Raw genomic sequence first — 19203 nt, 5'->3', positions numbered from 1 at the left:
CTAATAGGCTTTCACCACGAGATCGCATAAAAATGCTGAAACTTATGTTATATATTGTGTGATGATAGAACAAACTAAGGTAACAGTTGATGCCGCTATTTTGTATAGAAATAGTGTGCGACACTACCGAAGCCTGCACGCGGAGAAACACCTCTTTCCAAAAGGGCGTCAGCGAGTTGAAATTAACGTAAAAACGGGTATTTGTTTGCTTAATGACCATAAGCATATAGGAACACGATTGGTGTTCATAAAAGTAATTTGGGTTAGTTTGCTCTAGAATCTTAGGTTAAAGTTTTTATTCGTAACGGTCGACATTCTCAGCTAAAGCGATAATATATACATATTGAAGATAATATTTATTTTTAGGGTTAATTTAGTGAATGCTAAACCAAAAATTGTGGATTTGTTTTGTGGCTGTGGAGGGTTCGGCTTAGGTGCAGAGCTAGCTGGTTTTCAGACAGTTGCGGCGGTAGATATTGATGAAACGTTGCAATCTGCCTACAGATTAAACTTTCCTGAAACGAATGTGTTGACAGCTGATCTGGCTAAGACAGGTAGAAAATTTTGGTCTGAACATCTTAATGGACTTCAAGTTGATGGTGTCATCGGTGGTCCTCCATGCCAAGGTTATAGTCGAATGGGTACTTCTGATGTAGATGACCCGAGGCGGACGTTACTTGGCCACTTCTTCCGAAATGTAAACATAATCAAGCCTAAATTTTTTATTATGGAGAATGTCGAAGGTTTGCTAGATGAAAAGAATAGGTCTGAATTAGATTTAGCGCTTCAAATATTACATAAAAAATACACGATCTTGCCCCCTGTTGTATTGGATGCGTCAGACTGTGGAGCACCAACAAAACGCCGTAGAGTAATAGTTATCGGGTATAATAAAAAGCTAATGCCACCAATCGATATGGACAGTATAAACCGTGTTGTTATACCTAAAGTGACTGTTCAGGAAGCTATCAGTGATCTCGCATCCCCTGTACCGCAGAATAAAGATCCTGGAGACTTTGGATGGGGTAACTATATTTCATCCAACGGGTTATCTAGTTACGCAAAACGTATGAGAACTAAACCGACTGACGGGCTGGGTTGGAAAGTAGCAAAAGAGCATTTGTCAAACGGATTAATAAGTGGCTTTTTTGATACAGCCCACGCTGCAAGTGTTATGAAGAGATATGGCGAGACACCGCAAGGCTCTATAGATAAGATAAGTAGGGCTAAACGATTGGAGTGGAGGGGGTTTTGCCCTACGCTACGAGCGGGAACCGGCAGTGATAAAGGGAGTCACCAAGCTGTTAGGCCGATTCACCCCTCAGCACCACGAGTTATTACCGTTAGAGAAGCTGCAAGATTACAAGGCTTCCCTGACTGGTTTGTTTTTAATCCAACGAAGTGGCATAGTTTTAGAATGATAGGAAATAGTGTTTCGCCACTGATGTCTTATCATTTATTAAAAGGAATATACGATAGCTGCATACAAGAAAGAGGCGAACTTGCAGCTTAGTTTTAGGAGGTAACTAAAGTGTCTCAATTACCACAAGCAAACTTTACACCCACGAAGCGCTTCTTTGTAGATATGCTGACACGAGATATTGATCTTGAGGACGCAATCTTGGATCTGTTAGATAACTGCCTAGATGGAGTTACTCGATCCCAGAATAAAGACCCCGACGAAATTGATTATACTGGGTATTGGGTAAACATTAGGTTTGATAAAAGTTCGTTTTCCATTGCAGACAACTGTGGTGGTATTCCCATCGAAAGTGCTGCCTACGCATTTCGAATGGGTAGACCTAAAGATGCCCCGCAGGATAATCTAGCTACTGTTGGTGTATATGGAATTGGTATGAAACGTTCTATTTTTAAAATAGGTAGATACTGCAAAATATCAACATCGCATATTAATTCAGATTCATTTTCAATAGAAATTGATGAAGATTGGTTAAATAGCGACCATGACTGGGAGATTCCTATCCAGCCTTCGTTAGTCAGTGAAATTGAGCATGGAACAAAAATAGAAATAACTAAAGTGCAAAAGGATATTGCTAACCAATTCAAACAGAACTCCTTTCAATCAACATTAATAAATAAAATAGTTTTTGCATATAGTTACATTATTGACAAAGGTTTTACCGTTAAAGTAAATGATGAACTTATAAACCCTATGCCGGTGAGCATGCGCTATGAAAGAGTTGACACTCAAGGTAAGGCTATTCAGCCTTATATATTCAAGGGGGAGTTTGATGGTGTTGATGTGAAACTCATAGTTGGTTTTTATTCACCTCTCCCAAGCGAAAATGAAGAGGAAAACGATAAGCAGCAAGCAAGACATAATACCAGAGATGCTGGCTGGACTATTGTTTGCAATGATCGAATTGTAGTCTTCAAAGACAAGACTGAACTTACTGGTTGGGGTTCTGACTATGCAAGGTACCACACTCAGTTTATTGCAATCAGTGGTATTGTTTACTTTAAGTCCAAGTCTCCAGAGAAACTTCCGATTACTACAACCAAACGAGGAGTGGATATATCATCACCACTTTTTTTGAAAGTGCGAAAGCATATGGTTGAGGGCACAAAGCTGTTTATTGACTACACCAATAAATGGAAAGGGCAAGAGTTGATTAGTGAGAGTAACAGTAGACTAAATAAGTCAGAGATTGCATCACCATTAAAGGTTATTGAAGAGTTTTCTGCTGTTCCTGACAAGTGGACAAAAGTAAGAAATAGAGTCTCTGAATCCAAATTTAAACCAACACTGCCAGTGCCGAAAAATATAGAGTCCAACAAGCGTATAAGTTTCCAAAAACCACTAGAAAAAGTGGAGGTTGTTTGTGAGTACCTAAATTTAGAATCAGACGCGACGCCAAATCAAATAGGTGAATCATGCTTTGATTTCGTTTATACGGAGGCAACCAAATGAGTGGAGGTAGCGTCCCGTATCATTTGAGGACAAATAAAGCTATTGAGCGAAGAATATTTTTTGACCTACTGGGCAATCTAGCCTTAGGAAGAGATCTAAAAAACTACAAGTATATTAGTCTTGGTGGCCCAATGCTTGCTGATCATCAGGCGTTACATCATGAACTTGGATTAACTAAATTAGTTTCAATTGAGAGAGATTCTGCGGTTCTCACACGTCAAGACTTTAATAAACCTTACTCATGTATTGAATGTTGGGAAGGGGCTACTAGCGACTATATTAATAACTTCAACGAAGACGATCCTGTTATCGTATGGCTAGACTATACCGATACAAAGTGGGGAGCACAGATAAATGATTGTGTAGCTTTGATTGAAAACTTGAAAGAGTACGATATCTTTAAGGTTACATTCAATGCCAACCCAGATAGCCTCAAAGAGAACCCATCAGGAAATGAGTTACAAACATTTCAAAGTAAAGCTAACTGTACCCAGCTTAGTGCTAACCTGACCGCCAATGATGTAATAGGGATGGATAGGTTTGCTTTAACCATATCTGAAATGTTTAAGAGGGCAACTGAAGATGCTTTAGGGTTAGATGGTTTGGAGTATGTGCCGTTGACACAGTTCCGATACATTGATAATCGACACCAGATGTTAACTATCACTGGCATAATTCTTCCTGAAGAAGATGATATTTCACTGAGTAAGCTACTAATTGATTCCCATTTAGAAAGCTGGCCATATATGGCTCAATCGTGGGAGAAAGTTCAAGAAATTAATGTTCCAGATATTACTCAGAAAGAAAGAGCAGAAATTAATAGGTATTTACCATGTCAAGGTCAAGATTTCGATCTGGACGTATTACCCTTTAAGCTAGATAGAAATGCACGAAAGGCGAAAGCAAAAATTGAAAATTATATAAAGTACTATCGTTTTATTCCTAACTTCCAAAGAGTTATAGGCTAGTTAAAATGGATAAACCGCGACAGAACAAAATTAAGCTTATCGTCACTCAGCCGAGCGACGATAAGCTTTGCGGTCTTTTAGTTTAGTAGACCATACCAATAACAGCTTGAGTAGTTTTATTCGACAACGATTGCCATGGGAGCCTGCGAATAAGTTGGCAACATGAGACAATCTCACCGACTTAAGCCGACCAAAATTCCTAATCAACCATGAACCAACTCTTCTTCGCAGATACCGAATTCACCAGTAAACGCCGTAAAACCCGCAAAGAGCTTTTTCTGGGTCGTATGAATAAGCTGATCCCATGGTAAAAACTCGAAGCTCAAATAGAGCCCTTTTAACCGAAAGCAGGTAATGGGTGACATCCTTACCCGCTTGCGACCATGTTACGCATTCACTTTATGCAAAACGGGTACAACATGAGTGATCCCGCGATGGAGGATGTTCTGTATAAGATAACCTCTATACGTTTATTTGCAGGCTTGTCTTTAGAGGGAGCCATTCCTGATCACACAACCATCATGAATTTGCTTGAGAAGCATAAGCTTGGCCGTAAGCTCTTTAAAGAAGTGAATAAATGGTTGCCTGACTCAGGAATCCACTTCAAGGAAGGAACCATCGTTGACGCGACGATTATTGAAGCTGCGAGCTCAACCAAAAATAAATCGAATGCGCGTGATCCTGAAATACATCAAACCAAAAAGGGAAATCAATGGTTCTTTGGATTAAAAGCACATATTGGTGTCGATGCAAAACGCGGCTTAGTGCATAGCTTTACTACTACACCCGCCAATGATCATGATCTAAACCAAATCCATGATATCATACATGGCGACGAGTCATTTGTGTCAGCCGACTCAGGCTACCGTGGTGTAGAAAAACGAGAGGAAACTAAAGGAAAGAAGCTGGATTAGTTGATTGCTGAAATGCCCTGTAAGATACGAGCTTGGAAGAAACGTCCTCGTATAAATAAGAACCCCATCCGAACAAAGTATTTAAAGGCCAGTATCAGAGCCAAAGTCGAGTATCCGTTTAGAATACTAAAATGCCAGTTTGGCTTCCGAAAAGTCATCTACAAAGGCTTGTCGAAGAATGACAACAAGCTTGCCGTCTTATTTGCGCTTGGAAACTTACTGCGAGTCGACCAAATGATACGATCTGCACGGGGTTAGTCCGTCTAGCGTCCCAAAAAATGGGAGTAACAATCTCAAAATGGCGTTAAAAGCGCTCGAAATTTATGTTTATAGAGCGGAAATACAAAACTTCAACGCTGAGCGACTAATAGACTGAGTTATTCGCAGGTTCCCATGGCGTTCATGACGAGCGGTTGCAAATTCGCTTATTATCGCGCCTTGATCATCTAAACGATAAACGCTGATCACACTACCACGATAGTAAGCAACAGCCAAGCACTTACCATTTGGGCTAACCTCAATATGCACGCCGCCATTTGACTGTCCGCCAAGGCGGCTTTGCAGTGTTAAATTGCCGGTTTCATCGAATTGATAAGAACTTACACTGTTATCAGTACTAGACCGATTAGTAGAATGAATAACGTTTAAAGTTGGCTGCTTAGCGATATAGGCTTAGTAAATGTCATTTACAACTTGGCGAGCAGGGGATGTTTTGCCTGTCACTTCATCTAGCTGGCTGGTATAAATTCCATCGGCACCAGCGGCAACCCAAACATTCTTAGTGTCTGCGAAAACCACCTGTGTACACAGTAGTAATGCTGGAAAAATACATTTCAATGAAAAAAACCTTGTCCCTAACAACATATATAATCCTTAGATTAGTAGGTGTGTTGCGGTTTTCACTATGGATGTTCGACGCTAAAAGCTCGGAAAGTAATCCTGCTTTTCTTTCTTAGTTCAAATGTATCGTGGTCACGTGGCTGTACGTCGTGTTTGTATCAAATAAAACGGGCCACGCTAATAAAACAAATAAAACGGGCCAGAGTAAATTAAGCCCTGCATACCTCTGAGCCTTAATAGAGGTGTTACTTTGTTGTGGCAAAATTTTTTAGCGTATCCAAGGCTAACCGTTTCTTTGTTGTAACCCTAGGTATCTTATTCCAGCAATAAAGCCTGTGAAGTTGCCAAGTTTATTTGCTACCACATGCTTTGCGATATCTAAGTCTAGTGTTTGGTAATTGTGAATTGCGGTGTTTCGTACGTTAATACGCTTTACAGTATTTTGAGTAGCGGCGTATTTATGAACAATAGCCTTTCTATTGATGGATACAGTAGTGGCCATTTTTTGTTTATTACCACTATGATGGATATAACTGTATCCACTGAGTCATTGCAGATGAATTTTACCTTACTTGATGATACTGATGTGACCCAAGCCTATGCGGCTTATTTGCGAGAGTTACGCCAACGCGCAAAACTGTCACGAGCGGCATTGGCAGAGCGAAGCTGCGTGTCTGCGGCCACCATTAAGAAATTCGAGCTGACAGGGCAAATTTCATTTCGCCAATTGCTGTTGCTTTGGCAGACTCTCGACTCATTGGATAGGCTTTATCAGCTTACACAACCTACCAAAGAGCGCGTTGCTACACCCACTAGCATTGATGAGGTCCTAAAAGATGAGTTTTAAGCCCATTCAGAAGCTCACTGTAACTCGTACGTTAAGCTCAGGTGATCAGATAGCTGTAGGGGTTTTGGCTCAGAATCGGCAAGGTGTTTTTTTTTCAGTATGCGGACAGCTATTTGAATGTTTTGAGCATTCGATATAAAAGTGCTAATGCTTCAATGGAAAATATGTGGATAGCATCGCTACCCACACCTTAGTCGAAATCACTCAATATTCTGAATCTGTTCTCTCATCTGCTCAATCAACACCTTCAATTCCACCGCGCTCTGCGTTGTTTCCACCACGATAGATTTAGAAGAAAGCGTATTCGCTTCGCGGTTGAGTTCTTGCATTAGGAAGTCCAAACGGCGGCCGATGGGGCCTTTTTGCTTAAGCTGGCGGCGGACTTCTTTGGTATGAGTCACGAGGCGATCAAGCTCTTCGGCCACGTCGGCTTTTTGTGCTAGTAGGACGATTTCAGCTTCGACGCGCATTGGGTCAAGCTCGGCTTTGGCGGCTTCTAGTTTATCCAACAGGTTTTGCTTTTGCGTGGCGATGATGGTCGGCAGTTTTTCTTTTATGTCTGCAACGATGTCGTCGATGCTGTTTAAGCGTTGTTCTATGATCTCGACCAGTTGCTCGCCTTCGCGCAGGCGCATTTGGATCAGTTCATCCACGGCGGTGTTGAACAACTCAATAACGGCTTTTTTCATGGTGTCGGCGTCGTTGCTGCTGTCGCTTAAGATGCCGGGCCATTGAAGAATTTGCAGTGGAGACGGCGTACGAATACCGTCAAACCAGGTGCCGAGCTCGTTTACCGCATTGGCGAGGGCTTGTGCGTTGTCTGGGTTAATCGTCAGGCTGGTCGCGGCTTTGTCGACGGGTTGGAAGCGCAGTTGGCATTCCACTTTGCCTCGGTTTAGTTTTTTACGTAGTACGTCGCGGAAGCTGAATTCTAACTCACGGAAGCTTTCATGTAGGCGAAAATGTGGTTCAAGATAACGTTGGTTGACCGAACGCACCTCCCAACTAATCGTGCCCCATTCGTATACGGCTTCTTGGCGTGAGAAAGCGGTCATGCTTGCGGTCATACGTATCACCTAATTGCAGTTTATTGAAAGGCCGTTAGTGTACCGCAAATGATCTGGATAGGTGAGGCGATTAAGTGTGAAATTTCGGGAAGTAAAATGACTTTTGGTTGGTTATAATGGCGTTTCCATTGATTTATTAAGTAGAGAGACAAGTATGCGTCCAAGTGGCAGAGCAGCAGATCAATTGCGCCCAATGAAGTTCACTCGTAATTTCACCAAACACGCGGAAGGTTCCGTGCTGATTGAGTGCGGTGACACCAAGGTCATCTGTACCGCGACGGTTGTGTCAGGCGTTCCTCGTTTTTTGAAAGGTAAGGGACAAGGCTGGATTACCGCTGAATATGGCATGTTGCCTCGATCTACTCACAGCCGTATGGATCGTGAAGCCGCACGCGGTAAGCAAGGTGGTCGTACGGTTGAGATTCAACGTTTGATTGGTCGCTCTTTACGTGCTGCGATCGATCTTAAAAAATTAGGCGAAAACACCATTACGATCGACTGTGATGTGATTCAAGCCGACGGTGGTACGCGTACTGCGTCTATTTCTGGTGGCTTTGTGGCGCTTGCCGATGCGGTTAAAACGCTTGTTGAGCAGAAGAAGCTAAAAGAAAACCCGATTGTGTCTCAGATCGCGGCGATCTCAGTGGGTGTTTATAAGGGCACGCCTGTTTTGGATTTGGATTACCCTGAAGATTCTAACGCTGAAACAGACATGAACGTGATCATGAACGATAAAGGCGGCTTCATCGAGATTCAAGGCACAGCTGAAGGTGCAGCCTTTGGTGATGAGCAAATGATGGGCATGTTGTCTGTTGCTCGTAAGGGCATCAATGAAATTATGGAAATGCAGCGCCAAGTATTATTTGGTGATGACGAGTAATTGATTACCTTGTTTTAGAGCAATAGCGTGCCGAAAGGTAGGCTGTACAAGGTAAAAACGAAAAGGAGCCGATGGCTCCTTTTTTTGTGTCTGCTGTTGTGTCGCTGTTTTAAATGGATTGTGTTGGTTTGATTGTTTTTCGACCTGCTTCTGATTAAATATGTCAGCCAGTTTGATGTTTTTTGCGCCTAAACTTAAGGCGAGTCTGTGTCAGACTGGTTGAGGTTAATCGACGAAAGCCAACAATAAAAATAAGAGGTGAAAAACAATGAAACGCATGTGTTTCGCAATGGCGGTAAGCTCTGTTGTTACAATGAGTTCGTTTGTCTCAGTAAACGCATTGGCGGCACCGCCGATAGAAGGGGCTTGGCAGTTGAGTCAAGCGGGTGATATTTCCAAACAGTTGGAAAATGCGGTTGAAGAAGTCGTGTCAGATATGAACTTCTTTGTACGCTCCTTTGCGCGTCCGGTGCTCAAAAAAGAAACCAAAGTGTGTCAGACATGGCAGATATTGCTCGATAGCAAAACAGTGCTCTGGCAATGCGATGATGAGTCAGCGTCTGAGTTGCCTGCCAATGCTCTTCGCTATGAGACGAAGGCAGAAGATGATAAGGACAGAACAATTTACAATACCGTCCAGTTTGATGAAAAGAGCCTCACCATCGAACTTGCTTCTGAACGAGGAACGCGCACCAATTACTGGCTGCTGACGGATCCCAATACATTGGAATATACCGCGACACTGGAGTCGGAGAAATTACCGAAACCGCTTACTTGGACGCTTACTTATAAGCGCTGATATAAAGACCCTCTCCCGACCTCCCCCTTAAGTAAGGGGGAGGAGCTGAATTGCCATCATCTTTGCGACATGTCCCTTAGTATTCGCACAAATCGAAATCACAAAGCACAAATTGAAATAGCGAACACAGGTCTTTTATTCGACACTTGAGAGGTTAAAAAAGGCGAGTGTCGGGTTCTGTTGCAAAGGCGTGTCGGTGCTTTGCTTATGAGCCTTCCAATAAAAAACAAGAATAAGGATTTTGTATGAAATACGGCTTACCTCTCATCGCGCTTACGTTCAGTCTGAATGTATTAGCAGACGATCATATCATTCCAGCGGCCCCTTCCAGCTTCGAAAATTTTCCGTACAGCACAATGTCAGCAGACGGTATTGAAACGTTGAACGCTCAAAGAGAGCGACGTTCTTTGCATACGTTTACTAAAGTGAAGTATGCGCATAAATCGGATATGGATTTGCACCTTACTATTATTCGACCAGAGCTGAGGCAAGAACTCGGCGAAACCGAAGAGAATAGCCAATACCCTATGATTGTTTATGTGCCGGGCTCAGCTTGGTTTAAACAAGATATGGACCGTGGATTAGCACAACTCGCTCGTTTTGCAGAGCGTGGGTACGTGGTGGCGATGGTGGAGTACAGGCCGTCACCTCTTGCTCCGTTTCCTGCTCAGGTGGAAGACGCAAAAACCGCGATTCATTATATGAAGGCGCATGCCAAGCAATATTTGGGTGACCCTAATAATATGATCGTGTGGGGGGATTCATCCGGCGGCCATACGTCAGCGATGGTGGGAGCGACGCTGGATACGCGAGATTTTGATGATACAACAAAACCTACGATTGCTTTAAAAGCGGTTGTGGATTATTACGGACCCACCGCGATCGATCAGATGAACGAAGAGCCTTCCACTTATGATCACATTCAGCCGAATTCGCCAGAAGGTATGTTATTGGGTGGGGTGAATGTTCTGGAAAACCGAGACAAGGCTAAGTTGGCTAATCCAATGCACTATGTTTCCAGTGACGAAAGCATGCCGCCGTTTTTAATTGTTCACGGGGACAAAGATCGGTTGGTTCCGTTTGGGCAGAGTGTGATGTTGTTCGAGACGTTGAAGCAGCATAATCAGCCGGCTCGTATGATTCGATTGCACAATGCCGATCACGGTAGAGCGCCGTTTTGGCAAGATGATGTGCTCGATATAGTGGATAACTTTATACAACGCCATATTGATTAGGGCGTTTTGACAGAGTGTTGTTTTAGCTTAAAGCATTGATTTAAAGACCCCCTCCCAGCCTCCCCCTTAAGTAAGGGGGAGGAGCCGAATGTCGACCATGTCTGGTACACAATCATCTCCGGTACATGCTCCCTTAAGCAAGGGGAGGAGCTGAATGTTGACCATCTCTGGTACATGTTCCCTCCCCTTAATAAGGGGAGGGTTAGGGAGGGGTCTTTGACTTCTTGATTAGACGAAAAGACTAACGCTTAACCGCACCAGATGGCGCGAACGCTGCAACGTCAACGGGAGAGTTGCTTTGGAAGTATTCAACCAATACGTCTGCATCAACGTAGCCAGAGTTCACGTAGTTAGGATGATCCGTTACTTTAGGGTAACCGTCGCCGCCTGTTGCTACGTAGCTGTTAATCGCGATGCGGTACGTTTTACCTTCATCTAAAGGCGCACCGTTTACTTGAATCTCAGTTGCACGGCCGTCTTTAAGCGTTAGAGCAACACCAGCGAATTGAGCGAAAGCACCGCTTCCTTGTTGCTTCGCAGCAACAACAGATAGGTAATCTTTAAGCTCTTCAGCCGTTAGATCAACGTAAGAGATTGCGTTACCGAAAGGCTGTACTTTCAATACGCTTTTGTAGGTGATGTCGCCTGCTTCCATGTTGTCGCGAATACCACCAGAGTTCATGATACCGATGTCTGCGCCAACTTTGTCCATCATTGCAGTGGCAATCAAGTTACCTAGGTTAGTCTCGTTGCTACGAACAACTTTACGCTCACCTACTAGGTCAGCCGTTGCGTAACCGATTTTAACATTAAGCTCTGCTTGGCCTTTTTCTTGGAAAGGTGTCAGCATCTCTAGCATTTCAGCGTTTTCAGGAATTTCTTTCTCGATGAAAACGCGCTTTTTAGTGCCGTCAGCTTGCTTAACTTTTTTCTTCAGGTTAACCGGAATCAAGCGGTAGTCAGGCGCTACGATTTCGCCATTTTTGTAAGTGAAGTCTAAACGACCTACGTACTTACCCCATTCGTATGCTTGAAGAATCAATGTGCCGTTCTGCACATCAGGCTCAAACAATGGGTTTTGAGAGTGACCACCAACAATGATGTCGATACCAGGAACAGAGCGTGCAAGCGTCACATCACCCGGTGCGTTACCGCCGTAGTTTCCGTTTGCGTAGTGACCCATGTGCGTTGCTGCGATCACGATGTCAGCTTTTTTACGTAGTTCAGGAATCAGCGTTTTCGCGACTTCGATAGGCGATTTGATTTCTAGGCCTTCAAGGTATTCTGGGTTACCAATACGAACCGTGTCGTCTGTGGTAAAGCCAACAACGGCAACACGAAGATCTTCAACTTGGAAGATTTTGTACGCGTCGAACAAAGGTTTGCCCGTTGCTTTGTCTAGGATGTTTGCTGACAGGAACGGGAAGCCCGCCCATTCTTGCTGTTGCTTCAATACTGAAATTGGGTTGTCGAATTCGTGGTTACCCAATGCCATTGCGTCGTACTTAAGCATGTTCATGCCGCGGAAGTCGGGTTCCGCATCTTGTAGATCGGATTCAGGAACACCAGTATTGATGTCGCCTCCTGAAAGCAACAGGGTATTGCCGTCTTCCAACGCCACTTCTTCACGAATATTGTCGATCAGTGTCTTACGAGCGGCCATGCCGTACTCGCCTTTACTGTTTTGCCAGAAGCGACCGTGGTGGTCGTTCGTGTGAAGAATGGTTAAGTGGTACTCTTTATCCTGTTCCCACATTGGGCCTTCAGGTGCACCTGACATAACTGAACAACCAGCGATTGCCAGAGCAACACCGGATACAGCTATATGCGTTAAATAGCGAGTCGCTTTCATGATTACTTACCTTGCAGAGTTATTGTTGATCCGTTTAACACGTATTTGAACCAATTTTTAATTATGCGTTTTTTGTTTGGTACAAATCGACGTCATATCACTCTATCTGATAATTGTTTCAAGTTCGAGTGCATATGGCACACTTTTTAACCATTTGATCAAAATTAGTAAACCTTAAGGCTGTTTTAAGGAAATAATAGGCATAAAAAAGCTCTATACCTTTAGATAGATATAGGGCTCAAGGGTGAATGGTTCTAGTGTGGCTTAGAATGGGTATTTAGGTGGTGCGCTTTTTTCAGTTACCCATTGCCAGTGTGTGTAAGTATCTAGGTCGTTTGGACCACAGACACCTTGCCCATTACCAGAAGCACCACAACCGCCGAATGGGTTGTTACACTCATCGTTCACGGTTTGGTCATTGATATGTAACAGTCCCACGTGCAGCTGGCTGCCGATTTTCTTCGCGCGGGCAACATCTGGAGAGATAACCGCACCGGCTAAGCCGTATTCGGTTTGTGTCGCCAGTGCGATGGCTTCTTCGTCTGTTTTGAACGTTACGATGGTCGCAACTGGGCCGAAGATTTCCTCGTCGAATGCGCGCATACCCGGTTTTACACCTGATAAGACAGTTGGTTTATAGAATAGCTTCTCATAGCTGCCGCCAGCTTCTAGCTTCGCGCCTGCTTTTACGGCGTCTTCGACAATGCTGTGAACACGCTGTAGCTGTCTTTCATTGATAAGTGGGCCTAGTGCAACTTGCTCTGTGGCTGGGTTGCCAACAGGAAGATGAGAGGCTTTCTCTGCCATTTTGGCAATCAGTTGGTCAGCAATGGATTCGTGCACAAGCACGCGTCCTGATGCCATACAAATCTGACCTTGGTGCATGTAAGTGCCCCAAGCGACGTTGCTGGCTGCTAGTTCTAGGTCCGCGTCTTCAAGAATGATCAACGAACTTTTGCCACCTAATTCAAGGGCTACTTTTTTAAGGTTTCGGCCACACGTTTCACCCACTTTACGACCCGCAGCGGTTGACCCAGTGAAGGCAACCATAGCGACTTCAGGGGCTTCACAAAGTGCAGCACCCGCATCGGCATCTCCCGGTACCACTTGGTAAATACCTTTAGGGAAACCTGCGTACTCAAGCGCCAGTGCGAGTAAGTAGCCTCCCGTCATTGGCGTTTGTGGGTCGGGTTTTGACACGACGGCATTGCCTAAGGCTAACGCGGGTGCTACCGAACGGGTAGAAAGAATGAAAGGGAAGTTGAACGGTGAAATAACGCCGATAACGCCTAGAGGGATACGTTGAGCGTAAGATTGTTTGTTAATGTCAGTCGCCAAGGTGTAACCGGTGGGCTGCATTGCAAGGCCAGCAGCAAGACGTAGGATAGTCGCGACTTCGCGTACTTCGTGTTGGCCTTTTGGAACGATACCGCCTGTTTCTCGGGCGATGATCATCGACAACTCATCAAAATTTTGATCTAGGTAATCGGCGGCTTTTAAGAATAGGGTGGATTTTTCTCGGGGTGGTACAGCGGCCCATTCTTTTTGCGCTTGTTGGGCTTGGTGGCAAGCGGTTAATACATCGTCTGCGGAGGCGATGCCCGTTTGTGTAATCGGCTCTAGAGTGGCTGGTTCTATTACATCGCGCACCTGTGATGCGGTTTGCCATTGACCATTGTATAGCTTGCCTTTCCACGGGGCTTGTTCTAGTAAGTTGCTCATTTGCTTGTTCTCCGGAGTTATTATTTTTTTAGTTATGATTTTTTCTTATAGCTTAACCATGAGAATTGGGCGGGTTTACGTCACATTTCTCTTTTTATAGTAGGCTATTTATGGGTTTCCTCTGCAATCTGTCAACGAGCAGGTTGAGAATTTGATGGAGCGTGCAAAAAATGAATGCCCTTTGAGGAACGTGCTTTATTGAGCGCTCGAGAATCCCTGAGATGACGAAGGTTTCAACTGGGGGGTCATTTATAGTGACCTTGGCACGACGACTACGTTCTCCAATACAGTGTTAAAAATAGACTCAAAATACTCATTTATAACGCAAAAACTACACTTTTTCGTCTATTTTTGCCTCGTCTTGGCTTTGCTCGTGACTTCCTACAAAGGTCTTTTGTAAATAAAAAAACCAGCCCGAAGGCTGGCTGAAGGGTGAAGAAAGACCAACGTAAGGTCGTTATTTGTCCAAACGTTCCTCTGTGTCTTTATCAAACACGACGGCTTTAGACGTATCGAACATCATTGAAATGACGTCGCCGGGCTGCGCTGAGTAGGCGGGATTAGAGCGACAATTTACTTCCGCGTCTTGGATGCGCGTGATGATCATGGTATCCGCGCCCATGGGTTCGGTTACTTCGACTTCGATATCTGCTTTGACAACGAACGTTGCGCCCTCTTTATGAGGTTGTGGTTCTGTGATCATTTCTGGGCGTAAACCAAGCAGAACCGTATTGCCGACATGAGAAGACAATGCGCCAGGTTTAGGGAACGGCAGCACAACGTTGGATTTAGTCTCAAGCGACAGCGCGTAGGTACCATTTTGTTGAACCACTTTAGCGGGTATGAAGTTCATGGCAGGGGAGCCCATAAAACCGGCAACAAAAAGGTTCGCTGGGTCATCGTAGATTTCTTGAGGTGTACCAAGTTGCTGTACTTCACCGTCTTTCATGACCGCGATACGGTCTGCTAATGTCATTGCTTCGATCTGATCGTGAGTTACGTAAACAATGGTGGTGCCCAGCTTTTGATGGAGCTTTTTAATCTCGGTACGCATTTCAACACGCAGCTTAGCGTCAAGGTTGGACAGCGGCTCATCAAATAGGTACATCTTTGGTCGGCGTGCGAGTGCGCGACCCATGGCCACACGCTGGCGTTGACCACCAGATAATTGCGCCGGTTTGCGTTTGAGCAAGTGACCGATCTGCAGCATTTCTGCAACGCGTGTTACTTCTTTTTCGCGCTCTTCTTTCGGCACTTTGCGCATTTCTAAACCGAAGGAAATATTTTCGGCAACCGTCATATTGGGGTACAGCGCGTAAGACTGGAAGACCATCGCAATGTCGCGATCTTTGGGGCTTGCAAAGGTGACGTCTTGCCCATCGATCATAATGCGACCATCGCTTACTTCTTCTAGACCAGCAATCGAGTTCATAAGAGTCGATTTACCACAGCCTGACGGGCCGACTAGAATTAGGAACTCACCCGTCTCGATGGAAATATTAATGCCTTTTAAGATCTCATTTTGACCGTAACGCTTTTTAACATTTTCAATGACTAAATTTGCCATGTTTTTACTCCAGAATACTGTAACGAGCGTGCCGTCTTGTTGGCTCAGCTCTCATGAAACTCACCTGAATCAGTCAGCGTGTGCTTCGAATAAAATGTGATTAACCTTTTACCGCACCAGCGGTTAAACCGCGGACAAAGTATTTACCTGCCAATACATAGACGAGTAAGGTTGGCAATGCGGCGATGATGGCAGCGGCCATGTCGACGTTGTATTCCTTACCGCCAAAGCTGGTATTTACCAAGTTGTTCAGTGCGACCGTTACTGGTTGAGTATCAAACCCTGAGAAGGCGACACCAAATAGGAAGTCGTTCCAGATTTGAGTGAACTGCCAAATGATCGTTACAACGATGATTGGCGTCGAAATTGGCAAGATAATGCGGTAAAAAATCGTGAAGAATCCCGCACCGTCGAGACGAGCGGCTTTTACCAATTCAGCAGGAACCGCTTGGTAAAAGTTACGGAAAAACAACGTTGTAAATGCGACACCATATACCACGTGTACGAAGACCAATCCGGTAGTTGTATTAGCGATACCTAACCAGCCCAGTGTTCTCGCCATTGGCAGAAGAATCACTTGGAAAGGGATAAAGCAGCCCAATAGCAACGCGGCGAAAAACAGGTTGCTGCCACGGAATTTCCAGTGCGAAATGACATAGCCATTCAGCGCGCCGACAATCGTAGAGATCAACACGGCAGGAATAACGATCTGGAAGGAGTTTAGAAAATACGGCGCAATGCCTTCACATGTACCACCAGTACACGCGCCAGACCATGCTTTGCCCCAAGCGTAAAAATCAAGACTTGCAGGCAATGACAGTAACGTTCCTGAACGGATCTCTTCGACGTCTTTCAACGACGTTAGTAGCATAACCACGAAAGGAGCCAGATAAACGAGTGCCATGGCAAGCAATGTTACATAAAGTGCAATGCGCAGTACTTTATCGAGTGTAGAGGTTTGGCGTTTTGCAATATTACTCATGGCGCTCACCTCGCAGTTCAGAGTACAAGTAAGGGATAAGAATCGCTAGTACGCATCCCAACATCACCATAGCGGATGCGGAGCCGAGACCCATTTGGCTGCGGTTGAAAGCGTGCGTGTACATAAAGTTGGCAGGCAAATCGGAAGAGTAACCGGGGCCGCCATTGGTTAACGATGCGACCAAGTCGAAGCTCTTAATGGCGATGTGTGACAAGATCACCATTGCGCTGAAGAAAACGGGCTTCAATGACGGCAGTATGATGCGGCGATACGTTGTGAAAATACCCGCCCCATCAAGCTGAGCGGCTTTGATCATTTCACCATCGACGCCGCGAAGGCCAGCAAGGAACAACGCCATGACAAAGCCAGACGCTTGCCATACGGCAGCAATCACCAGACAGTAAACCACCATGTCGGGATCACTTAGCCAATTGAAGCGAAAGTCTTCAAAGCCAAGTTCGATCATCATTTTCTCGATGCCGTTGGTTGGGTTGAGCAGCCATTTCCAAGCGGTACCGGTAACGATAAATGAAATCGCCATCGGGTAGAGGTAAATGGTGCGAATGGCGCCTTCTGCGCGAATCTTCTGATCTAGGAAGATGGCCAGCATCACGCCCAGCACCAAACAGATCAGGATAAACAATCCACCAAATACGCCAAGGTTCGAAAGCGCGACCAGCCAGCGGTCGTTGTCGAATAGACGTTCATATTGTGCTGTGCCCACAAACTTGTACGTTGGCAGCATGCGAGAATTGGTAAAAGAGAGTACGGCTGTCCATATCATGTAACCGTATATACACACTATCGTCGTGACGACGGTAGGTGCCATAACCAGTTTTGGCATCCAGTCGGCCAAGCTGAGGCGTGCAGGACGTCCTGACTGAGTCGTTCGTGACCCAGAATTGGCGGATTTAGTAGTCATAATTGATGTTTCTTCGCTATGAAAGAGGGTGATGGAAAACGATCTGCCTAAGGCATTCGCTTTGCTGTTGTCTCTTTGAAAGAATGAATTCAGCTAACGAAAACGCAGGACGGTCTAGTTATTACTGCTTTACGGTCTAATAACGACAGTAAAGCAGTGGTGTTCAGATTGTCTGCGTTTTATTTAGTTAGATCACTTTGTAAAAAGGCTTCAACGCGTTTGCGTTGGAAGCCTTGATTACGAGTGAATTACATATCGGCCGCTTTTACTGCGCGTGCCAATTTGTCAACGGCTTCTTCAGCGGTGATGGATTCGCTGTTGAAGAAGTTCGTTACAACGTCGTTGATTGCACCCTGAACCATCGAGTTCACCGCCATACCATGTGCGTAACTTGGGAGAAGGTCACCGGTTGTTGAACTGGCTAGGAACGCATCCATAGACGCGTGTGCACACGTATCGAACTTGTCACGAGGCATGTTCAAACGAGCAGGGATTGAACCTTTATTTAGGTTGAACGTTTCTTGGAATTTCGGCTCAAGAATGAGACGAGCAAGATCTTGCTGCGCGGCTTGAGCGTCATCGCCGTCCACTTGGAACATCGCCAATGAGTCGATGTTAAAGGTAAACTGGCCGCTTGTGCCTGGCGCTGGGTAACAAACGTAATCGATGCCTGCTTTTTTACCTGCTGCCGTAAACTCGCCTTTGGCCCAGTCTCCCATGATTTGCATAGCGGCTTCGCCGTTGATAACCATGGACGTTGCAATGTTCCAATCACGGCCAGAGAAACCTGGGTCTACGAATTCACGCATGGCTTTGAACGTTGTGAAAACGTCGATCATGTCTTGGCTACGTAGTGTGTCGTCCGACAAAGAAAGGAAGGCGCTGTTGTAAAATTTAGAGCCTTTTGCCAATGCAATGGCTTCGAATAGCGTTGCGTCTTGCCAAGCTTGTCCACCGTGCGCAAGTGGCGTGTAACCTGCCGCTTTGATTTTTTTCGCTTCAGTGATGAATTGATCCCATGTCGTCGGGATGCTTGCGCCTGCTTTTTTGAAGACTTCAGGGTTCGCCCACATCCAGTTTACACGGTGTACGTTGACGGGCGCTGCTACGTAGTGACCATCGTACTTCATGGCACTGCTAACGACGCTTGGTAGAACAGAGTCCCAATCGCCTTGTTTAGCAACGTCGTCTAGATTCGTAAGGAAGCCTAAATCGCCCCATTCTTGAATCGTTGGGCCTTTGATTTGAGCACTAGCAGGAGGGTTACCAGCAATTGCGCGAGATTTAAGAACGGTCATCGCAGATTCGCCACCGCCGCCAGCAACAGCGAAATCTTTCCAGGTATGACCTGCATCGGTCATTTCTTGTTTTAGAACATTAATTGCAGCTGCTTCACCGCCAGATGTCCACCAGTGTAGTACTTCAACTTCGCCTGCTTGCGCCGTCGCTGCAGCCAATGATAACGCCACGGTGGATAAACCGAATGCAATTTTCTTCATGATAATAACCTTTGTTATTGTTATCTGTCTTAATCACGTATTTTATGATTTTTTGGTAAGCGCTCACTCAGATACTTGTTTAAAAATCGTGTTTCAAACAGAGCATTTTGCTACTAAAAATTAGCTTAAGTGAGGCTCACCATGAAGATAGCAAAAGCCTTGTTAGTGTGGGAGTAA

At 45.0% G+C, this 19203-nt stretch carries 16 protein-coding genes and 1 pseudogene; 8 read left to right on the top strand and 9 right to left on the bottom strand.

The window, feature by feature from the left end; all coding sequences use genetic code 11:
- Positions 1–376 precede the first annotated feature (376 nt).
- From MARME_RS20415 to MARME_RS20400, 4 genes and pseudogenes are all read left to right on the top strand, one after another.
- Positions 377–1513: a DNA cytosine methyltransferase gene (locus MARME_RS20415; RefSeq protein WP_013663169.1), complete on the top strand. Its 1137-nt coding sequence runs from the start codon at positions 377–379 to the stop codon at positions 1511–1513.
- An 18-nt stretch (positions 1514–1531) separates the two neighbouring features.
- Positions 1532–2932 carry an ATP-binding protein gene (locus MARME_RS20410; protein WP_013663168.1) on the top strand — a complete coding sequence of 467 codons (1401 nt, stop codon included), beginning with the start codon at positions 1532–1534 and terminating at the stop codon, positions 2930–2932.
- Entirely contained in the window at positions 2929–3900 is a 972-nt protein-coding gene (locus MARME_RS20405) for an O-methyltransferase (protein ID WP_013663167.1), read from the top strand. The genes MARME_RS20410 and MARME_RS20405 overlap by 4 nt, the downstream gene beginning before the upstream one ends.
- Positions 3901–4109: 209 nt before the next feature.
- Positions 4110–5072 (top strand): annotated as a pseudogene (locus tag MARME_RS20400) (IS5 family transposase).
- Positions 5073–5141: 69 nt separating this feature from the next.
- On the opposite strand, the gene MARME_RS22920 reads toward MARME_RS20400, so the two are convergent.
- Positions 5142–5480 carry a beta-propeller fold lactonase family protein gene (locus tag MARME_RS22920; RefSeq protein WP_083799828.1) on the bottom strand — a complete coding sequence of 113 codons (339 nt, stop codon included), beginning with the start codon at positions 5478–5480 and terminating at the stop codon, positions 5142–5144.
- A gap of 6 nt (positions 5481–5486) precedes the next feature.
- Positions 5487–5678 (bottom strand): hypothetical protein, encoded by a 192-nt coding sequence (locus tag MARME_RS20390; RefSeq protein WP_013663166.1) that lies wholly within the window; start codon positions 5676–5678, stop codon positions 5487–5489.
- Between the two features lie 499 nt (positions 5679–6177).
- On the opposite strand from MARME_RS20390, the gene MARME_RS20385 reads away from it, so the two are divergent.
- Entirely contained in the window at positions 6178–6501 is a 324-nt protein-coding gene (locus tag MARME_RS20385; RefSeq protein ID WP_449560088.1) for a helix-turn-helix domain-containing protein, read from the top strand.
- 200 nt (positions 6502–6701) lie between these two features.
- On the opposite strand, the gene MARME_RS20380 is transcribed toward MARME_RS20385, so the two are convergent.
- On the bottom strand, positions 6702–7568 hold the full coding sequence (locus MARME_RS20380) for a YicC/YloC family endoribonuclease (protein WP_013663164.1): 867 nt from the start codon (positions 7566–7568) through the stop codon (positions 6702–6704).
- A 154-nt stretch (positions 7569–7722) separates the two neighbouring features.
- Between MARME_RS20380 and rph the strand changes: the two genes are divergently transcribed.
- The 3 genes from rph to MARME_RS20365 all read left to right on the top strand — a co-directional run bounded on the left by rph (position 7723) and on the right by MARME_RS20365 (position 10482).
- The gene (gene rph, locus MARME_RS20375; RefSeq protein ID WP_013663163.1) at positions 7723–8448 is read left to right on the top strand and encodes a ribonuclease PH; all 726 of its coding nucleotides are present in this window, start codon (positions 7723–7725) and stop codon (positions 8446–8448) included.
- A gap of 268 nt (positions 8449–8716) precedes the next feature.
- Positions 8717–9247: a hypothetical protein gene (locus MARME_RS20370; RefSeq protein ID WP_013663162.1), complete on the top strand. Its 531-nt coding sequence runs from the start codon at positions 8717–8719 to the stop codon at positions 9245–9247.
- A 245-nt stretch (positions 9248–9492) separates the two neighbouring features.
- Complete coding sequence (locus tag MARME_RS20365) at positions 9493–10482, top strand: alpha/beta hydrolase (protein ID WP_013663161.1); 990 nt, start codon at positions 9493–9495, stop codon at positions 10480–10482.
- A 241-nt stretch (positions 10483–10723) separates the two neighbouring features.
- On the opposite strand, the gene ushA is transcribed toward MARME_RS20365, so the two are convergent.
- The 6 genes from ushA to MARME_RS20335 all read right to left on the bottom strand — a co-directional run bounded on the left by ushA (position 10724) and on the right by MARME_RS20335 (position 19026).
- Positions 10724–12334, bottom strand: a complete 1611-nt coding sequence (gene ushA / locus MARME_RS20360) for a bifunctional UDP-sugar hydrolase/5'-nucleotidase UshA (protein ID WP_013663160.1) — start codon at positions 12332–12334, stop codon at positions 10724–10726.
- 264 nt (positions 12335–12598) lie between these two features.
- A complete protein-coding gene (locus tag MARME_RS20355) occupies positions 12599–14056 on the bottom strand; it encodes a benzaldehyde dehydrogenase (protein WP_013663159.1) in 1458 nt (485 codons plus the stop codon).
- A gap of 457 nt (positions 14057–14513) precedes the next feature.
- Positions 14514–15623 (bottom strand): ABC transporter ATP-binding protein, encoded by a 1110-nt coding sequence (locus MARME_RS20350; protein WP_013663158.1) that lies wholly within the window; start codon positions 15621–15623, stop codon positions 14514–14516.
- A 100-nt stretch (positions 15624–15723) separates the two neighbouring features.
- Positions 15724–16605 (bottom strand): carbohydrate ABC transporter permease, encoded by an 882-nt coding sequence (locus tag MARME_RS20345; RefSeq protein ID WP_013663157.1) that lies wholly within the window; start codon positions 16603–16605, stop codon positions 15724–15726.
- Positions 16598–17527, bottom strand: a complete 930-nt coding sequence (locus MARME_RS20340; protein WP_013663156.1) for a carbohydrate ABC transporter permease — start codon at positions 17525–17527, stop codon at positions 16598–16600. The genes MARME_RS20345 and MARME_RS20340 overlap by 8 nt, the downstream gene beginning before the upstream one ends.
- Before the next feature lie 248 nt (positions 17528–17775).
- The gene (locus MARME_RS20335) at positions 17776–19026 is read right to left on the bottom strand and encodes an ABC transporter substrate-binding protein (RefSeq protein WP_013663155.1); all 1251 of its coding nucleotides are present in this window, start codon (positions 19024–19026) and stop codon (positions 17776–17778) included.
- Positions 19027–19203: the final 177 nt, after the last annotated feature.

Source organism: Marinomonas mediterranea MMB-1, assembly GCF_000192865.1.
GTDB lineage: Bacteria > Pseudomonadota > Gammaproteobacteria > Pseudomonadales > Marinomonadaceae > Marinomonas > Marinomonas mediterranea.
Note: the sequence above shows the minus strand (reverse complement) of the source record. Positions and strands in the feature narration are given on the sequence as shown.